Origin of the sequence: Sphingomonas phyllosphaerae (assembly GCA_036946405.1) — a bacterium.
Lineage (GTDB): Bacteria > Pseudomonadota > Alphaproteobacteria > Sphingomonadales > Sphingomonadaceae > Sphingomonas > Sphingomonas phyllosphaerae_D.
On the sequence record JAQIJC010000001.1, the window covers coordinates 1,574,337 to 1,591,923 of the forward strand.

Annotated in this window: 14 protein-coding genes; 4 read left to right on the forward strand and 10 right to left on the reverse strand. The window is 69.1% G+C overall.

Translation table 11 applies throughout. The features are described from left to right. The 10 genes from PGN12_07575 to PGN12_07620 form a co-directional block, all read right to left on the reverse strand. Nucleotides 1-4,944: a hypothetical protein gene (locus tag PGN12_07575; protein MEH3103752.1), complete on the reverse strand. Its 4,944-nt coding sequence runs from the start codon at nucleotides 4,942-4,944 to the stop codon at nucleotides 1-3. A 264-nt stretch (nucleotides 4,945-5,208) separates the two neighbouring features. Continuing rightward, complete coding sequence (locus PGN12_07580) at nucleotides 5,209-6,345, reverse strand: hypothetical protein (protein MEH3103753.1); 1,137 nt, start codon at nucleotides 6,343-6,345, stop codon at nucleotides 5,209-5,211. A 37-nt stretch (nucleotides 6,346-6,382) separates the two neighbouring features. Continuing rightward, nucleotides 6,383-6,826, reverse strand: coding sequence for a hypothetical protein (locus PGN12_07585; GenBank protein ID MEH3103754.1), 444 nt, complete (start codon nucleotides 6,824-6,826; stop codon nucleotides 6,383-6,385). Between the two features lie 11 nt (nucleotides 6,827-6,837). Further along, nucleotides 6,838-7,677, reverse strand: coding sequence for a hypothetical protein (locus tag PGN12_07590; protein ID MEH3103755.1), 840 nt, complete (start codon nucleotides 7,675-7,677; stop codon nucleotides 6,838-6,840). Nucleotides 7,678-7,873: 196 nt separating this feature from the next. After that, entirely contained in the window at nucleotides 7,874-10,339 is a 2,466-nt protein-coding gene (locus PGN12_07595; GenBank protein ID MEH3103756.1) for a TonB-dependent receptor, read from the reverse strand. A 126-nt stretch (nucleotides 10,340-10,465) separates the two neighbouring features. Next, entirely contained in the window at nucleotides 10,466-11,737 is a 1,272-nt protein-coding gene (locus PGN12_07600; protein MEH3103757.1) for a PQQ-dependent sugar dehydrogenase, read from the reverse strand. Nucleotides 11,738-11,889: 152 nt separating this feature from the next. Next, nucleotides 11,890-12,564, reverse strand: coding sequence for a helix-turn-helix domain-containing protein (locus tag PGN12_07605; GenBank protein MEH3103758.1), 675 nt, complete (start codon nucleotides 12,562-12,564; stop codon nucleotides 11,890-11,892). A 192-nt stretch (nucleotides 12,565-12,756) separates the two neighbouring features. Further along, complete coding sequence (locus PGN12_07610) at nucleotides 12,757-13,920, reverse strand: hypothetical protein (GenBank protein ID MEH3103759.1); 1,164 nt, start codon at nucleotides 13,918-13,920, stop codon at nucleotides 12,757-12,759. 410 nt (nucleotides 13,921-14,330) lie between these two features. Next, on the reverse strand, nucleotides 14,331-14,885 hold the full coding sequence (locus tag PGN12_07615) for a hypothetical protein (protein MEH3103760.1): 555 nt from the start codon (nucleotides 14,883-14,885) through the stop codon (nucleotides 14,331-14,333). Further along, nucleotides 14,886-15,227 (reverse strand): hypothetical protein, encoded by a 342-nt coding sequence (locus PGN12_07620; GenBank protein MEH3103761.1) that lies wholly within the window; start codon nucleotides 15,225-15,227, stop codon nucleotides 14,886-14,888. On the opposite strand from PGN12_07620, the gene PGN12_07625 reads away from it, so the two are divergent. The 4 genes from PGN12_07625 to PGN12_07640 all read left to right on the forward strand — a co-directional run bounded on the left by PGN12_07625 (nucleotide 15,217) and on the right by PGN12_07640 (nucleotide 17,567). Continuing rightward, nucleotides 15,217-15,729 (forward strand): hypothetical protein, encoded by a 513-nt coding sequence (locus tag PGN12_07625; GenBank protein ID MEH3103762.1) that lies wholly within the window; start codon nucleotides 15,217-15,219, stop codon nucleotides 15,727-15,729. The two genes, PGN12_07620 and PGN12_07625, sit on opposite strands and share 11 nt — an antisense overlap. Before the next feature lie 71 nt (nucleotides 15,730-15,800). After that, the gene (locus PGN12_07630) at nucleotides 15,801-16,160 is read left to right on the forward strand and encodes a hypothetical protein (protein ID MEH3103763.1); all 360 of its coding nucleotides are present in this window, start codon (nucleotides 15,801-15,803) and stop codon (nucleotides 16,158-16,160) included. A 2-nt stretch (nucleotides 16,161-16,162) separates the two neighbouring features. After that, complete coding sequence (locus tag PGN12_07635) at nucleotides 16,163-16,873, forward strand: C39 family peptidase (GenBank protein ID MEH3103764.1); 711 nt, start codon at nucleotides 16,163-16,165, stop codon at nucleotides 16,871-16,873. A gap of 1 nt (nucleotide 16,874) precedes the next feature. After that, nucleotides 16,875-17,567 (forward strand): hypothetical protein, encoded by a 693-nt coding sequence (locus PGN12_07640; protein ID MEH3103765.1) that lies wholly within the window; start codon nucleotides 16,875-16,877, stop codon nucleotides 17,565-17,567. The last annotated feature ends 20 nt before the right edge of the window (nucleotides 17,568-17,587 follow it).

Genomic DNA, 17,587 nt, shown 5'->3' on the forward strand with positions numbered 1-17,587 from the left:
TCAGCGGGGGGCGGCGTTGCGATCGAGCTTGAGGCGCAGCGTCACGAACGGGCCGCGCCGGGTGTAGCGGTCCTGCGCGAGATCGCGGTCGCGGTAGCCGCTGACGTTGTAGCCGGCGCTGATCCACAGGTCGCGCACCGGCGAGACGCCGATGTTCGGGCCGGCGCTGAACGCCAGCGTGCGGCTGGTGATGCCGTGCTGGACCGAGCCTTGCAGGCCGAGATCGACGTGCGCGCCGAGATCGCGGCGGACCTCCGCACCGACGATCTGGGTCAGGCCGGTATAGTCGTCCTCGCCGAAGCTGCCGCGGACCCATTTGACGCCATGATAGAGCGTCATCTCGATGCCATGGCCGTCGCCTTCCGCACCGCTGCGGTAATTGACCGCGATATTGTGGAGCGCGCGGCGCGTCGCCTGGAACAGGTCGCCGTTCGCCGCGATGCCGAGCACGTTGGCGGCGGTCGTGCCCGCACCGGCGCGGTCGTCACGCCATTGCAATCGCTCGAGAATCGACCAGCGGCTGTCGATCGGCCGCCACGCGAGCGCCGCATCGGCGGTCAGCGACGACGCGCTACCGGCCCCGTACCAGCGCACGCCGAGCGCGAGCGACCGGCCTTCGCCGAGCGGGCGCAACAGGTTGGTGGTCAGCCCGAAGCGATTGCCCTGCGCGCTGGCGCGATATTCGCCGCGGCCGTTCCACGACCAGCGCGCGGCGCGATAGCTGGCGCCCATTGTAATTGCAGCATAATCGCCGCCGCCATTGTCCTGCACGGTGATGCCGGGGGCGAGCGTGCCGAAGGCATTGAGCGCGGTGGCGGGGTCGGCGTGGCCGCGCAGCGTGGTGCTGGCGTCGAGCGAGGCGTCGACGATCCAGCGCGTGCCGATCGGGAGCGACTGGCTGAGGCCGTATTGCGCGAACAGACGCGGTGCATTCTCGCCGCCGGACGCCTGTTGATTGAGCGTCGTCAACAGCTTGCCGCCGGTCCACGGCGCGAGGTCGAAGCCGAGGCGCGCGGTTTGCGCGTCGCGGCCGGCGCCCTGCGCGACTTCGTAGCCGCCGATCAGCCGGACGCCGGGGGTCAGCCGATAGCCGGCGAGCAGCTGGTGGCGGGCGGGGAAGTCGCGGCTGTCGGTGTCGCCGCCGGGGGCGAATTGCGTCTGTCCGGTGAGCGTCAGTTTGCCGTCGAGGACCGACTGGGTGCCGCCCAGTGTCAGCAATTGCGAATTGCGGTCGCGCCCGGTGATGCCGCGATCGCTGGCGAGCTGGGTGCCAGCGAAAATGGTGCCGCGATCGCGCCGAAATTCGAGCCGTGTATCGAGCGCGGTGCGCGTTTCGGGGCCATCGAGCTGTTGCTGGTGCCAGCCGGTCGCGATCAGCGACAGACGCGGCGCGAGTTGCACGCGGCTGTCGACCCCGACGCGGCGCGCGCCGGCCTCGACGACATTCTGCTGCGAGACGCCGAAGGCGCGGTCCTGCTGCCGGGCGTAGACCAGCACGTCGGCGCGCGGGCCGTGATGCTCGGCCTCGGCGAGCCAGGCGCGGCCGGCGTCGACGCCGCCGCGCCCGCCGCTCGCCGCCTCGGCGCGCACTTCGGTGGTGGCGGTCAGCCGCGCGCGCAGGTCGACCGCGAGGAGGTCGGCGGTGGCGGTGGTTTCGTCGTGGAGCGCGGTCGCGCCGAGTTCGACCTTGCCGCCCGCCAGCCGCACCGCGCCGCGCCCGCCCGCGACCCGCTTTCGGCCGCGGCCGTAGGTTTCATAGTCGACGACGATCACGACCGGGTTGAGGCTCGCGTCGCGGGTCAGCACCGGCTCGCGGAAGCGGATCGTGCCCGCGCCGGTGTCAATGTCGTAATCGATGTGGCGCGTCATGAGCGTGGTGGCGACGATCCGTTCGGGGCGGAAGCGGTCGCGGACCTCGATGCGCAATTTGTCGCTGTTGGGAACGATGTCGCGCGCGGCGAGGCGATACGGGCCGGACAGGCCGTTGCCGGGGATCTCGTCGCGCGCATAACGCTCGTCGGTGTGCGCGGCGAAGGCGCTGAACAGCAGGCGGCGGCCGTCATATTCGGCTTTCACGCCGTTCAGCGTGCGGCTGTAGCGGCCGAGCCGCGTCGCGGTCAGCCCGGTTTCGTAATCGCCGAACAGCGCATAGACGTCGCGACGCTCCAGCCGCAGGTACAATTTGCGATCGGTGGATGCGTCATAGCCCTGGCGGGTGCCGTCGCCGTAGACGGTGTAATAGCGATCGGGGTCGATCGTGCCGAGCAGCCCGCGCGTGCGGTCGCGCTGGCGGTCGCTGTCATAGGCGAGCGTCGCGAGCCACGCGCCCTTGATCCGCCCCTTGGCATAGAGCGCGAGCTGTCCGTCGCGGACCCAGCGCCCGCGCGCGGGCTCGCCGTGGCGGCGCAGCGTGTCGAAGCCGAGCGTGCCCGCGCCGAAGCCGACCACGGTCAGCCCGCGCGCCGGGGCGGCGAGCCAGCCGGTGACGTCGATCGTGCGGCGGGTGTCGCGGTCGGCGAGGTCGATCTGCGCGCGAACCTGCCCGCTCTGCATCGTCGGTTCGAGCGCGATGAAGGCGAAGCCGTCGTCGCCGACGACCTGCGCGCTGTGCGTCGCGCCGTCGGCGATCTGGCGGCGCTCCTGCGCGATCGCGATCTCCTCGGCGACCGCATAGGGGGCGGCGACGCGGACGGTGAGCAGGGTGCCGGCGCGCACCGGCTTTCCCTGCGCATCGGTGGCGCGCAGCGCGAGCAGCGGGCGGGTGAGGCCGTCGGCGACGAGCCGGCTCTTGTCGGGGACCGCGACGACCTGCACCGGCGCGCCGGCATAATGGACGACCTGCGTCAGCGTCGCGGCGACGCGGCCATCGGCGTCGAGCACGCGTGCGACCAGCCGGTTGTCACCGGCCACGACCGGCACGCCAGACCAGCGCGCGATCGCGATCGTGCCGCCCGCATCGGTGTCGGTGCCGTCGAAGGCGAGCGGGTCGGTGGCGACGCCGTTGATGGTCAATGCGACACGCTGGCCGGGGTGATGCTTGACGACGACGCGGATCGCGGGGGCGCGCGGATTGTGGTCGGCGGTCGGGAAGAGGAAGGCGGTGCCCGGCGTCTCGCCGACGAACCAGTCGCGGCCCGCGCCCGCCGCCGCGCCGTCGCTGCGGACCGCGACCGGCAGCGTGGCGTCGGCGGCGGCGGTGCGCCCGGTCGGGCGCAGCTGGAAGTCGACGCGCTTGAGCAGCCCGCCGTCGCTCTCGACGAAGCGCGAGGTGGCGCTGCCGGCCTGGCGCGTGTCGGCGTCGCAGGCGACCGGCTCGTGGCTGGCGGGCACCGAGGCGCGGTCGAGCGCGACGACGTGCCGCCCGGCGCGCACGCCCTCGAAATGGTAGAGCCCGTCCTTGTCGGTGACGACGAACGTGCCGTCCTCGAGCAGCAGCCGGATGCCGCGCACGCCGCGCCGGCCCTGCGCGGGGTCGCCGCACGCGCCCTCGGTCACGCGGCCGATCACGGTGAAGCCGTCGCTGAACAGCAACGGGCGGACGCGGATCGCCGCGGCAGCCTCGTTGCCGGTGATGCCCGCGCTGCCGCTCGCCAGCACGCGGTTGACGGTTTCGCCGGGTTTGGCGCCCATCGCGATCGTGACCGCATAGTGCAGTTCGACGGAGGCGCGCGGGGCGATCATCGGAATGACGAAGTCGAGCTTGTGCGCATCGCTACCGCGCACGGGTTCGTCGACGCCGCGCGTCGAGCCGGGTCGATAGCGCAAGGCGGCGGGGAGCAGGTCGGTGACGGCCACGTCGCGCGCGGGCATGTCGCCGCGGTTGGTGACGGTGACGCGATACTGGACGACATCGCCGGGCGCGGCCTCGCGCGTCGAGGCGGTCTTGGTCACGAGCAGGACGGTGTCGCCGCTGCGGTCGAGCGGGATGTCGGAATAGAAGGGCTCGGGCGAGTCGATCGTGAACGGCGCGCCGAACGACGCGTCGTTGATGAGGAAGGACTTTCCGCCGGGGTCCCGCAACGTCGCGAGGTCGGCGCGGTCGCGGGTCGAAGGCGCGGAATATTTGCCCGGCGGGACGACGCGCAGGTGATAGGTGCCGGGCGCGACCAGCGGGAAGCGATAGTTGCCGTTCGAGAACGGGTAATGCCGCCCGCTCGAGTCATACGCCTCGCCGCCGCTGATGACGGTCGAGGGATAGGCGCTCATCCCATCGTCGCCATAGACGGTGGCGAGGTTGCCGTTGGCGTCGAGCAGCGACACTTCCGCGCCGTCGATCAACGCGCCGGTCGCGGAATCGAAGACGTAGCCGGCCGGGTCGACCAGCAGCATCGCTTCGCTGGCGTCGCTGAATTCGTTGCCCTCGAACGACATGCGCAGCTTCGGTGTGCGTGAACGGGTGGGATCGCATGCCGACAGTTCCGGATGCTCGCCGCCGCGCGGAACGCCACCGGCGAAGACGCCAGTGTCCGGGCCGGTTTCGAACAGCGGCAGCTTGAAGGTGCCCCGGTCGGTGTCGACGTCGATATAATCGGCTTCGCGCGTCAGCGGATCGTGGTTGTCGGCGGGTGCGTCGAGCACGATGATCATCGGCTGACGCGTGTCGATCGTCCGCAGCGGCGCGGCGCGGGCGAGATCGGCGGCGTCGACCGGCGCGGGCGAGAAGCGCAGCTCCGGCACGGTGTCGCAGCGCATCCCGCTGAACCGATAGCCGATCGGCGGCAGGCGGAAGCTGAGCGACGTCGGGCGGCGCGTGCGGTCGACGTCGAGCGTCACGGTGTTCGACGCCAGCGTGGTGCGCGCGTCGGGGGCGCCGAAGGAGAGGTGCGCGGTGTTGGTGATGCGCGTCGTCTGCGCCGCGGCGGGCAGCGTGGCGACCAGGCACAGCGCCGCGATCGCCAGCGCATGGGCATAAGCCAGCAGTGATCGGACGCGGACGACGGGCATGAAGGGTCCCTGCCCGGCGCGTGGGGGTGCGCCGGGGTGGTTGGTGGGTGGCTGTGATCGTCGCCCCGGATTCTGGCGGGCCTCTGCGAACGTCGGGACGTTGCCCCGAACCTTACGTCACCCCGGACGGGTTCCGGGGTCCACGGTTCCGCGACATCAACGGCCTCGCGCGTTTGCGGAACGGTGGATGCCGGAACCAGTCCGGCATGACGGGTGGAGTGTCGCAAAGGTCCTGATCGAGCCCGGGACGACGGGGCAGGCGCTTTAGTCGATCGTCACCTTGAACGACGCCGCGACCGAGCCGCCGCCGCTGACGCTGGCGAGGTTGACGGTCACCTTCTTGGCGATGCCGTCGAAGGCGGCGGTGTAGCCGTCGGTTTCGGCGCTGTCGTTGTCGTCGTCGTCTTCGACCGAGCCGTTGATGTTGCACACACCCAGCGCGCCGGGCGTGCCGATCGAGATCGAGCCGGGCACATAGGTGGTATGGCCGGGAATGACGTCGGCGAGCGTGACGCCGGTCGCGCCGGTGGTCAGCGTCGCATTGCGGACCAGCAGGCAATATTCGACCGTCGCGCCCGGGATCGCCTTGGGATTGGCGGAGCCGAGCCCGTCCGCCAGCACGCGCGCCGACTTGGTGACGCTGAGCGCGACGTTGTTCACCGCGACGTGCCAGCCCGAATAGGCGCGGCCCTGGCCGTTGCGCGCGATATCGCCGAGCAACGCGCCATCGCTGTCGTCGTCGGCGAAGACGATGTCGACGATATTGTCGGCACCGGCGAGGTTGAGATCGGTGCCGATCAGCACCGCGCCCTGCGCATTCGCCTGACCGCCGGCGGCGGCGATGACGTGGAGCGAGTTATAGGCATATCTGGCCCCGGCCTGGTTGGGGACGTTGCCGACGATGAACACGGTCGCCGAGGCATCGGGGGCGAGTTCGTCGATATAGGTCTGCGTATCGACGCCCGCGTCGTAGCGGCCGTTGCCGTTCGAATCGACATAGGCGCGCAGTGACGTGACGTCGAAATTGTCGCTGCCGGGGAACAGCCCCAGCGAGATGTTCTGCTGATCGGGGTCGAGCAGGAAATCCTGCACGTCGTTGGTCAGGTTGGTGACCTGGAAGGTGGTGACGACGTTCTGGTCGCCGAGGTTGACGACGGTCGGCCCGGTCTGCGCGGTGACGACGGTGAAGTTGACCTTCTTGTCGACGACGAACGACGCGGTGGTCGACTGGATCGACTGGCTGGTGCCGTTGACCGAATAGGTCACCGACGCGGTGTTGTCGATGCGCGTGCCGGCGGTGGTGAGCTGCGCGGCGGGCGTCTGCGCCTGCGCCGCGCCGCCGCCGAGCGCGGCGGCGGCGACCCCGGCGAGCAGCAGCGCGATGCTTCTCTTCACGAACATGGAACGGTCTTTCCTTCAACGATAAGGGGGAGGGGGATCACTTGAGCACCGCCTGGAAGGCGAACGTGCCCGACGCGCCGGGCGCGAGCGGGCGCGCGAGGCGCCAGCGGACGTGCGTGACGGCGTCCGGCTCGACCGCGCCGAGCTGCGCGAGCGTGCCGTAGCGGTGGCCGTCGACCGACAGTTCGGGTGCCGGGCTGTTCGGCACCGGCGCGCGATAGGCGACGCCCTTCGGAACCGGATTGTCGAAGACGAGATCGGCCAGCGGCTGCGCGCCGGTGTTACGATAGGCGAGCGTGAAGACGACGCGGTCGCCGGGGACGACGCGGTGCGCGGGGACCAAAGCGATCTTCGTGGTGCCGTCGGCGGCGCGCTGCTTCGCCTCGACCATCACCTGCGACGTGACCTGCAGCGGGCCGGCGGCCATCGCGGGCGAGGTGGCGAGCACGACACCCAGAAGAAAGAGCGAGCGGATGAGCATGACGATGTTCCTCACAGGATGATGGCGTTGAAGCGGACCCGGCGGACCGCGCCGGCGGGCATGTCGCCGAGCGCGACGCGGACGGTGCTGCCGTCGAAGCGGCCGGCATCGGCGAGCGGCTGGTCGTCGAGCATGATGCTGCCGGGAACGAAGCGCGTTCCCTCCGGCACGGCATCGCTCAGTTCGACCGCGGCGCAGTCGCGCGCGAACCGGGCGGTGACCGTGTAGGTGACGACCGCGCCGGGGATCGCGCGCGTGCCGCCGCCCGGGGCGGCGACCGACTGCGCCTTGTCGAGCTGCGCGGCGGGGGCGGTGCCGTCGGTCAGCCGAACCGCGGCGCTCGCGCGGCCGCCGGTCGCGCCCACGGTGGCGGCGGCGGCGGGCTCGGCGGTGGCGGTGGCGGTGATCGTCGCACCGGCGGTCAGCGTGCCGCTGGCGAGCACGAAGATGCGCTGCTGCGCACCCGCCGCCAGCGTGACGCTGGTGACGATGCGGTCGATCGCGGGATCGTAGCGGCCGTCGCCGTCGGTGTCGGCGGCGATCGTCGCGACGGTGATGCCGTCGCGGTCGGCGAGTGCGGCGAGGCGATAGACGGTGGCGGCGTTACCGGGGTTGGTGACGGTGAAGGCAAGCGGCAGCGGCGCCGTGTTCGTGATCGGCGCGGTCGGACGATCGGCGGCGATGGCGGCCTCGACCAGTGCGTCGACCGCGATCGTGACGGTGTTGCTGTCGAGCGAGGCGGGGGAGGTGGTGCCGGCGGTGTAGGTCAGGCGGGCGGTGTTGGTGATCGCGGTGCCGGCAGGCGTGGTGGCGGCGGCGGGCGTGACGGCCAGCGCCACCACGATCGTCATCCACCACCCCGTCCCGCGTCGCGTCATCGAAATCCTCACATGCCCGTTGTGGGCGCGAGGGTCGTTCAGCGGCCGAAGTGGTTAAGCAGATGATAGCCACGCCTCTGAACCATGAGCGGATTCGACCTAAGTCTTACGCTGCGGCGGCAAAGGGGCGCGGGCCGCGACCGTCCGGGGACGGCCGCGGCGGTGCGGCTCAGAAGTCGAAGCGGACGGTCGCGGACACCGTGCGGCCGTTGAGCGGGCGCGCACGCAGGATTCCCGAGGCCGGGATCGCCGCTTCGTCGAAGGTGGTGATCGCCAGCGTGTCGAACAGGTTGTTCGCGTTGACGCCCAGCATCAGCCGATCGGCGACCCGCACCTGCGCAAAGGCATTGGTGGTGACGAAGCCCGGCGTCTTCAGGATGTTGGTATCCTGCGAATAGCTGCCGGTGGTGCCGATGAACACCGCGCCGATGCTGAAGCGATCGGTGACGACCTGCGGCGTCGCCTGGAAGATCAGCTTCGCCTGATGGCGCGGCGTGTTGCCGACCACCGCCGGGTTGACCGCGTCGCGGGTGATCTCGGCATCGGTATAGGTCGCGCCCGCGGTGAGCGCGAATGCGCCGCGGCGCACGCCGCCCTCGAACTCCAGACCGGTGGCGCGATAGTCGCGCTGGATGATCTGGCTGGTGACGACGTCGACATTGGTGTCCTGCGCCTTCGCCCAGAAACCGGTCAGGTTGAGCGTCAGCCCGGCCCGGCGGTATTTGATGCCGACCTCGGCCTGTTTGACCGGATCGAAGGCCGCGCTCTTATTGGTCAGGCTGCCGTCGGTGGTGTTGACGATCGGGCTGAACAGGATGCGATCGGCGTTGGCGCGTGCGCCGCGGCTGTAGCGCGCGAACACCGCCAGCGGCTCGGCGATGCGGAAGTTGATGCCGCTCGAATACGACAGGTAATGGTAGCTGTAGTCGAGTGGAGCGGGGGTGGTCAGCGGGGTGACGCCGACGCGCGTCTCCGGCGAGGAGATCACGCCGTCGCCATCGATGTCGCGCGTCACGGTGCCGACGCGCCCGCCACCCAGATCGGAGCCGAAGACCTGCCCGCGCGCGGTGCCGAAGTCGTAGCGGATGCTCGCACCGATCGCGACGCGGCCGATGTGGTAATTGGCCGAGGCGAAGGGCGCGTTGACCGCATAGTCGAGGTCGACGCTGCGCCGCCGCGTGCCGCCGGCCAGCGCGAGGTTGTAGGCATAGACGCCGTTCTGCGTCAGCGCACGGCCCCCCGCCGTGGTCACATCGACCAGCGCGGCGCGTCCGTCGCCGCGCACGTCGGAGATCAGCGTCGACCAGAGCGCGTCGCGCGCGATCGACTGGCGTGCGGCATAGAAGCCGGCGGTGGTGGTCAGATCGCCGTCGCCGACCGACCAGACGCGGCTGGCGCGGACGTCGTTGGTGACATTGTCCATCGACTTGATGCGCAGGTCGAGGATGTTGAGCGCGGCGAGCAGGCCGTTGCCGTTGAGGCTGGCCGGATCGGCGATCGCCTGACCGGCGAGCGGCCCATTGGCATAGGACAGCCGCGCACCCGCGCCGCCGAGCAGCGCCGCGCCCTGCGTCGCGGGCAGATAGGCCGAGGTGAACGGCGTGACGAACGCGCCCGACACGTCGGAGAAGCGGAACCGCTCGGTGACGGTCCAGCCCGCCAGATCGATCTGGCTCTCGACGCCGACCGACTTCACCTTGGTGGTGACGCCCTCGGCGAGATCGTGGACGACCGGATTGTTGTTGCCGTCGAGCACGAGATTGCTGCGGATATGGCGCGACAGCAGCATATCGCGGTTGGCGTCGAAATTGGCGATCTCGCGGACCTTGGGCGACGCATTGTCGCCGGTCGCCTGCACCGGGACGGTGTCGTAGAAGGGCGAGCGATCGTCGAGATACTTGCCGTACAGGCGGACATAGCCGCCGGTGAAGGTCTTGGTGACGTTGAGCTTGACCTGCCCGCCGCGCTGCGCGTCGTAACCGGTACGGCGCGGGCCCTCGCCCTGCCGGAAGAAGCCGCCAATGTGGTAGCGGGCGGTTTCGCCGAGCTTGCCGCCCATGTCGAAGTCAGCGCGATACTGGTCGTAGTCGAGGCCGCCGGTCAGCGCGATCGCGCCGCCCTCGGCCTCGCCCGTCTTCGAGATGAAGTTGATGAGCCCGCCCGGCGAGTTGGACGCGAAGGTCGACGCCGAGCCGCCGCGGATCACCTCGACCTGCGACAGGTTGAGGTCGGCGCGGATCAGGCTGTCGGGGCCGAGGCCCTGAATGTCGCCGAATTCGAGCACCGGCAGGCCGTCTTCCTGCAACTGGACGAACTTGATCCCCGACGAGGCGAGCGGCAGCCCGCGGATCGAGACGCTGGCGAGTGCCTCGCCGGTCGCGGCCTCGGAACGGATGCCGGGAATGTCGCGCAGCAGGTCGCCGATCGAGCGCGGCGCGAGCTTGGCGAGATCGGCTTCCTTCAGGTTGCTGGTCGAGGTGGCGCTGTCCAGCCGGTCGCGCCCCTTGGCGACGCCAGTGGTGACGGTGTCATCGGCATTGGGCTTGGCAGCTTGGGTGTCGACGGGCGCATCGGTAACGGTGGCGCTCGACAGCGACGTCGACGCCAGGGCAGCAGCAATAAACAACGATGTCACTTAAAAACCCCGAGTAATTCAAACGATTAGGCTCGGGCTCGCTAGCTGATAGAGGTTAATGAAAAGGTCGCCATGATGCGGCGCGCCGACCGTTCGCCAGAATGTGGCCGGCGCGCCGGGGGGGGGTCAGCCAGCGCGATCCGCGGTCAATCGCAGCAACCGCCCGCCGTCGCCATCCTCGAGCAGCCACAGCGCGCCGTCCGGCCCGGCCACGACCGCGCGGATGCGCGCGCCCATGTCCCAGCGCTCCGCCTCGCGCGGGACGGCGTCGTCGAAGGCGATGCGGATCAGCGCGGTCGAGGCGAGCCCGCCGATGAACGCCGAACCGCGCCATTGCGGGAACATGCCGCCCTCGTAGAAGGTCAGCCCAGCGGGTGCGATGATCGGGTCCCAATAAAGCGCCGGCTGCTGGAAGCGGCTGTTGCCCTTGTGCGACGGAATCGGCGTATCGTCATAATTCTTGCCGTACGACACCAGCGGCCAGCCATAGTTGCGACCGGCTTCGATCAGGTTCAGTTCGTCGCCGCCCTGCGGCCCCATCTCGGTTTCCCACAAGCGACCCTTCGCATCGAAGGCGAGGCCATAGGGATTGCGGTGCCCGGTGCTCCACGTCTCGGCGGGGGTGAGGTTCGGCGCGGGCATCGACGCCGTCCGCACCGGCGCCTTGGCGGCCGCCCCCGTGTTTTCGGGCGGATCGATGATGCCGATCGTCGTGCCGCCGGTCTTGCCCGCGCCCGGATTGCCCGGCGCTGGCTTGCCGTCGAGCGTCAGCCGCAGGATCTTGCCGAGCGCCTGATCGGGATCCTGCGCGGGGGTGAACCGCTGCCGCTCGCCCGAGGTCAGGAACAGGTAACGACCGTCCGGCGAGAAGGCGATATAGCCGCCGAACTGCCCGCCCTTGCCGCGCGGGAGCTGACGCCAGACGACCGCTAGGTTCCTGAGTGCTGGCTGCGCGCCGCTGTCATCGAGCGTCGCGCGCGCCAGTGCGAGGCCGTCGCCGCCCTCACCGGGTTCGGAATAGGTGAGATAGACCTGGCCGTTCTGCGCGTAGCTTGGCGAGACCGCGACGAACAGCAATCCGCCCTGTCCCTCGAAATGGACGGTCGGGACGCCGCCGACCCGCTGTTTCTCCCCGGTCGCGGTGACCAGCCACAGGTGGCCGGGCTTTTCGGTCACGAGCATCCGCCGGTCCGGAAGGAAGGCGAGCGCCCAGGGTGAATCGAAGGTCGCGACCGGCGTGGCCTTGAACGGCCTGGTCTTCGCGGGAGTGGCCGCGCCGTAATTGACCGGCTCGGCGCTCGACATGGCGGTGGGGGCGGGTTGAGCGGTGTCCTGCGCCCTCCCGCATCCGGCCAGCATCAACATTGTCGCCAACGCGACCGGGATTTGTCGAACCACGGGCTACCTTCCTGAAAAGAGAAGCATCTTGTGGCGGACAACCCCGGTGTGTGCCAGCCCTGCTTCCGTGATCTGGCGCAACGGCGCGCGGCGCGGGCGGCGGGGCGGACGTGGTATCGCGCCGAGGTTTCGACGGTGCTGCCGGTCCGACGCTATGCCAGATCATGGACGTCGCCGATGCGCTGGCGGAAGCCGTGCAGGCTCATGTCCAGAAAGCGTCGGCAATCCTTGGCGAAATGCGAGTGATCGACATAGCCCGCCTCCCATAGCACCCGTCCGGTGGCGGTCGGATCGGGCAGCAGGCGGCGGAGCACGCGCATGAAGCGGCGGAGCATCAGCAGGCGCTTGGGGGGCAGGCCGAAGCCGTGCAGGCACGCGACCGACAGCTGTTGCGGCGTGATCCGCAACGCGGCGGCGACCGCCGCGACGGTGGTGCGCGGGTCGGCGTCGACCAGCTCGATCAGCCGCTGCGCGCGGCGGTCGCGATCGGAGGCGGCGGCGAGCCGGGCGGCCAGCCACGGTGCGAACGCGGCGGTCGGGTCGGCGTCGGGGTCGCAGACGAGCGGCGGAGCGGACGGGGCGATCGCCGACAGCGGCACGACGCGGTCGGCGAAGCGCGAAAGATCGCCGCCGAACAACGTCGTCCATGCCGTCGCGCGCAGCCGCACGCCGAACAGGATCGCGTCGCCATGCTCCAGATGCGCGATCTTCATCGTCGGACCGATGAACCCGATCCGCGGCAAGGCGCCCGAGGTTCGCCGCCGGGTCGTCAGCCGCGCGTCAGAGGTGCCGCCGAGCAGCGCGTAGAGCCGCGGCGCGCCGGGCAACAGCAACGTTCCGTGCCCGGTCGATGGCGGCCGCTTCGCGAAATATCGGGCGACGATGTCACCGGACGCAAGCGCCGGCGCACGCGCGATGGGCGAAGGCGATGATCTCTCCAAAAAATTCGGCTCCGCGATGATTGCGGTCCAGAATACGGCACCGATCGCGCAGCGGATGCACCGCAATGATTCCTTACATCAGCGCCGTTGCAGCTGATCGGGTGCCGAGGCGCGAATCAGATTGCTGAAGATCAGGCGGACCAGATCGACCTGGCGGTTGCTGCCGGTCTTGACGAACACCTGCTTCAGATAACCGCGCGCGGTGCCCAGCTTGACGTGCAGCGCCTGGGCGGCGGCGGCCAGCGTCTGCCCCGACGCCAGCAGGCAGGTGAGTTCGGTTTCGACGCGCGACAGCCGGAACAGCTTGCATACGGGCTCGGCGAGCTGATGGATGTCGAGGCCAGGATCGACGAAGAACAACAACGCGCCGTCGTCGTCCGATGTGGCGGTGTGCGGCGTCGCGGCGAAGGACGTGACCAGCGGCGGCCCGGCATCGCGGTGAAGCATCAGCAACGGCATCCGCTCGGTCGTCTCGTGCGCGCCGCTCTGCGACAGCACATAGCCGATCGCGGTCGATAGCGCGGCGGCATCGCTGCGGTCGGTGGCCTGCACCTGTCCGCGATGCTCGCGAATGCCGTCGTGCCGCTCCATGAGTTGCCGGGCGGTGTCGTTGGCGAAGACGATATGCCCGTCACCCGACAGCAGGACGATGCCGATCGCGACGAGGTTGAGGCCGGTTTCGACGCCCAGCGCGCGCTGCTGCGCCGCCCGCGACGCCTCCCACAAGCGGAAATAGGCTGCGACGCTGGGCCATTCGCGCAGGCAGCGGTTCTCGATCTCGCGCCGCGCCTCCTCGTCGGGCTGTTCGAAGAGCAGGTTGACGAATGCGCCCGGCTGGCCAGACGTTCGCTGGACCGGGATCACCAGGGCGGAGCCGACCTGCTCGCCCGCCACCCGATCGCACCAGATCGGTGCGGCATGGTGGCCGTAGCCCGAGTCGATCCGGTCGGCGATCCTGACCAGTGCCGCACAGGTCGCCGGATCGACGCCCTCGGCGGCGAGGCAGTGCGACGCGCCCTGTTCGTGGGTGCTGGTCAGCGCCCAGGCATCGGCACCGAGCGTGCGCGCGAAATGGCCGGTGACGAGGGCGACATCGTCGAAGACCGCCACACCTTCATCGACGTCATGCAAGCTGAGCCGCGCCGCGCGCTCCGGTAACCGCCCCTGTGTCGAATGCCGCACGCTCTCCCCGTTGCGCGACGCCAATAGATCGCCGCGCGCAGCGGCTCCACGAAAGAGCATGCGCAGATCCTGCTCTGCCAGCAATGCACTACCTCTCCACCGTCGGTACCCGATTCCCTGTGTCGGGTTACCTTTATTGTACGCCAACCGGCCGCCACGTCATTCGATCCTGTCTATCCCATTTTGAAACAAGGCAAATAGCAGCAATTTTTACCCCCTCATTTGAGGGTGGTGCGCGCCGCGCAACGGGAGGGGCGGTCGCCTGCGAAGGGGGGGAATGGTGAATGAAAGATTAACGGTATCCCCCGATTCGGCTCGGTCCGCAGGATTGCCGGGCTGGAGAAATCGCCGGCTGAACCGGCCAACAAGGGATGCCTGACCATGAAATCGCGTCTTCTGATCGCCGCCTCGATCCCGGTCCTCGCCTGGACCTCGCCCGTCTGTGCCCAGACCACGGAACCCGGCAGCACCTACACCACCACCAACACCGACCGGTCGACCAACGACAGCAACAACACGGCGACGAACACGCAGACCGATTCGTCGGATCGTTCATGGACGGACAATTCGAACAACTCGATGACCGACAACGCGAACAACTCGCGCACCAACAATTCGACGAACGACAGCAACAACACCGCGACCTCGACGACCACCCAGACCGATTCGTCGGATCGTTCGTGGACGAACAACGCGAACAACTCGCGCACGAACAATTCGACCAACGACAGCAACAACACGGCGACGAACACGCAGACCGATTCGTCGGATCGTTCGTGGACCGACAATTCGAACAACTCGCGCACCAACAACTCGACCCACGACAGCAACAACACCGCGACCTCGACGTCGACGTGGACCGACAATTCGAACCGGTCGACCACCGACAATACGAACAATTCGCGGATGAGCACCGACAACAGCAGCGCATCGGGCGCAGAGGTCGCCGCCAACAACGGCAGCACCGCCACCGACAGCCGCAACCAGTCGATCACCAACACCGACAATTCGGACCGGTCGTCCATCTATAACGATCGTGCCGACCGCTCGACGACGAACACCGACAATTCGAACCGCTCCACCACCACGACGTCGGCCTCGGGTGCGCAGGTCGCCTCGAACGGCAGCGGTTCGGCGACCGACAGCCGCGACATGTCGAACAATTCGCGGATGACGACCACCAACACCGACAATTCGGCGAGCGGTGCGCAGGTCGCCGCCAGCAGCGGCGGCAACGCCAGCGACAGCCGCGACCAGTCGAGGACCACGACCACCAACACGAACACGACGACCACCTCGGCCTCGGGCGCGCAGGTCGCGTCGAATGGCAGTGGCTCGGCGACCGACAGCCGCAACATGTCGATCAACGACAATTCGGACCGCTCGAACCGTTCGCAGACCAGCTCCGCCAGCGGCGCGCAGGTGGCGGCGAACAATGGCGACGCCACCGACAGCCGCGATATGTCGATCAACGACAATTCGGATCGTCGCAACACCGCCAGCAACGCGGGCCGCGGTTCGGTCGCGACCAATGGCGATGCCAGCTATTCCGACAGCTCGATGCGCAGCACCGGCATGGCATCGGCGGGAACCGGGGCGGCCTCGACCTCGAACGTCTTCGGGGCCAGCGCGGTGGTCTCCTCCGCGACGCTCGCCAGCTACGTCACGGGCGTGCGGGTCGATTACAGCCAAACCCCGGGCGGCGCGACCAACTCGGTCAACAACAGCCTGACCACCGGCGACGGCGCGTTCCAGAACCTTGCCGGGCTGCAATCGCTCAACATGAACACCGGCGCGGGCGCATCGCAGAATTCGGCGGTGAACGTCAGCGTCGCCGCCGGCACGATCAACCTCGGCGGCGGTCAATAAGACCCAGGGGGTGGGGAGGGGTGGCGGTGCCGCCCCTCCTCCGTTTCTTCGTTCGATCGGGAGATCGGGACATGCGTATCCTCCTCATCGCCCCGGCGTTGCTCGCCGCCGCGCTGCCGGTCGCAGCAGTGGCGCAAGGCACGCCGCCCGCGCCGCCGGTGCAGACCAATCCGTTCGGTGCGGCGGCTCCGGTCGCCAATGCGCAGCTCGGCGCGGTCACCGGCCAGGCGGATCTGTCGCAGGTGATCCGCGCGCAGAACACCAGCACGGTCAGCGGCAACAGCGTCAACGGGCATTCGGAAACCGGGACGATCAGCTTCGACCCCAATTCGTTCCAGAACCTCAACGGCCTGTCGTTGCTCAGCGCGAACACCGGAAACAACGTTTCCATCAATTCGTCGCTGAACGTGAACGTCGCGATCAACCAGTAACGATGCGCGACCGCTTCCGCCTCGTCCGGTGGCTGCCGGCGGCGCTGCTGGCGACCGCCGGCTGTACCGCGATGCCGCTGCCCGAGGGCGGGAATGTCACCAACTTCTCGTCGACGCTCAACTTCGCGGTTCCCGTCACCAGCCTGATCGGGCGGCGGTTCGAGACGGTGGTGCGGCAGCAATATGATTTCAGCTGCGGATCGGCGGCGCTCGCGACGCTGCTGCGCTTCCATTACGACGATCCGCAGAACGAGCAGAGCGTGTTCCTCGGCATGTTCCGCGACGGCGATCAGGCGCAGATCCGGCGGCTCGGCTTCTCGCTGCTCGACATGAAACGTTATCTGGCGGCGCGCGGCATCGCCGCCGACGGATTCAAGGTCAGCGTCGCGCAGATCGCGCAGGCGCGCGTGCCGGGCATCGCGCTGATCGACTTCGACGGTTACCGCCACTTCGTCGTGGTGAAGGGGATCGACGATCAGACGCTGCTGCTCGGCGACCCGTCGCTGGGGCTGCGGCGCGAGACGATCGGGCGGTTCGCCAAGCAATGGAACGGGGTGTTCTTCGTCATCAGCGGGCGCGACGCGGTCGGCCAGGCGCATTTCAACATGCCCGTCGACCTGGCGCGCGCGCCGCATGGTCGCCCGTTCCTGTCCGCCGATCCGCTGGAAAGCGCGCAGCTCGCGCTCACCCGCCCGCGTCTGGGAGAATTCTGACATGTCGATCGCGTTGCTGATCGCCGCCGGACTGGCCGCCGCCCCCGAAGCGCCGAGGCCGGTGCCGGACAGCGAACTGGCGAAGATGCGGGGCGGCCTGATGCTGCCCAACGGGCTGAACGTCGCGATCGGCATCGACATCCAGACGCGCATCGACGGCGTGCTGGCGCTGCACACGATCTTCTCCAGCGAGGCGCAGGGCGTGCGCGTCTTCACCGATGGCCGGACCAGCCCCAGCGAGGTGCCCGGCACCGTCACCGTCGAGACCGGCGACCCCAGCTGGCCGACCGTCACGGTATCGCGGACGCCGACCGGCACCACCGTCACCGCCCCGGTCGCTGGCGCACCCGCCAGCGTCAACATCGTCTCCGGGCCGACGACCGGCTGGCTCGACGCATCGGGACAGACGCCGGTGCCGGTGGTCGCGAACGGCCCGGCGGTCGAGGCGAGTTCGGGGAGTATCCGGCTGACCAGCGACGAACGCGGCAGCCAGGTGCAGTTGCTGACGCCGACCACCGAGATCCGCCATCTGGTCGGGCAGGCGACCGGCGCGGTGATCTCGAACACCGCCAACGATCGCGTCATCGACACCGTCAGCACCGTCAACGTCAATCTGGTCGGGCTGCCCGCCGGGCTGATGAACGGGATGCTGCTGGTCAACCGGATCGCGACCGAGGCGGCCGGTCCACGCTGAATGACTTGGGAAAGGGGATC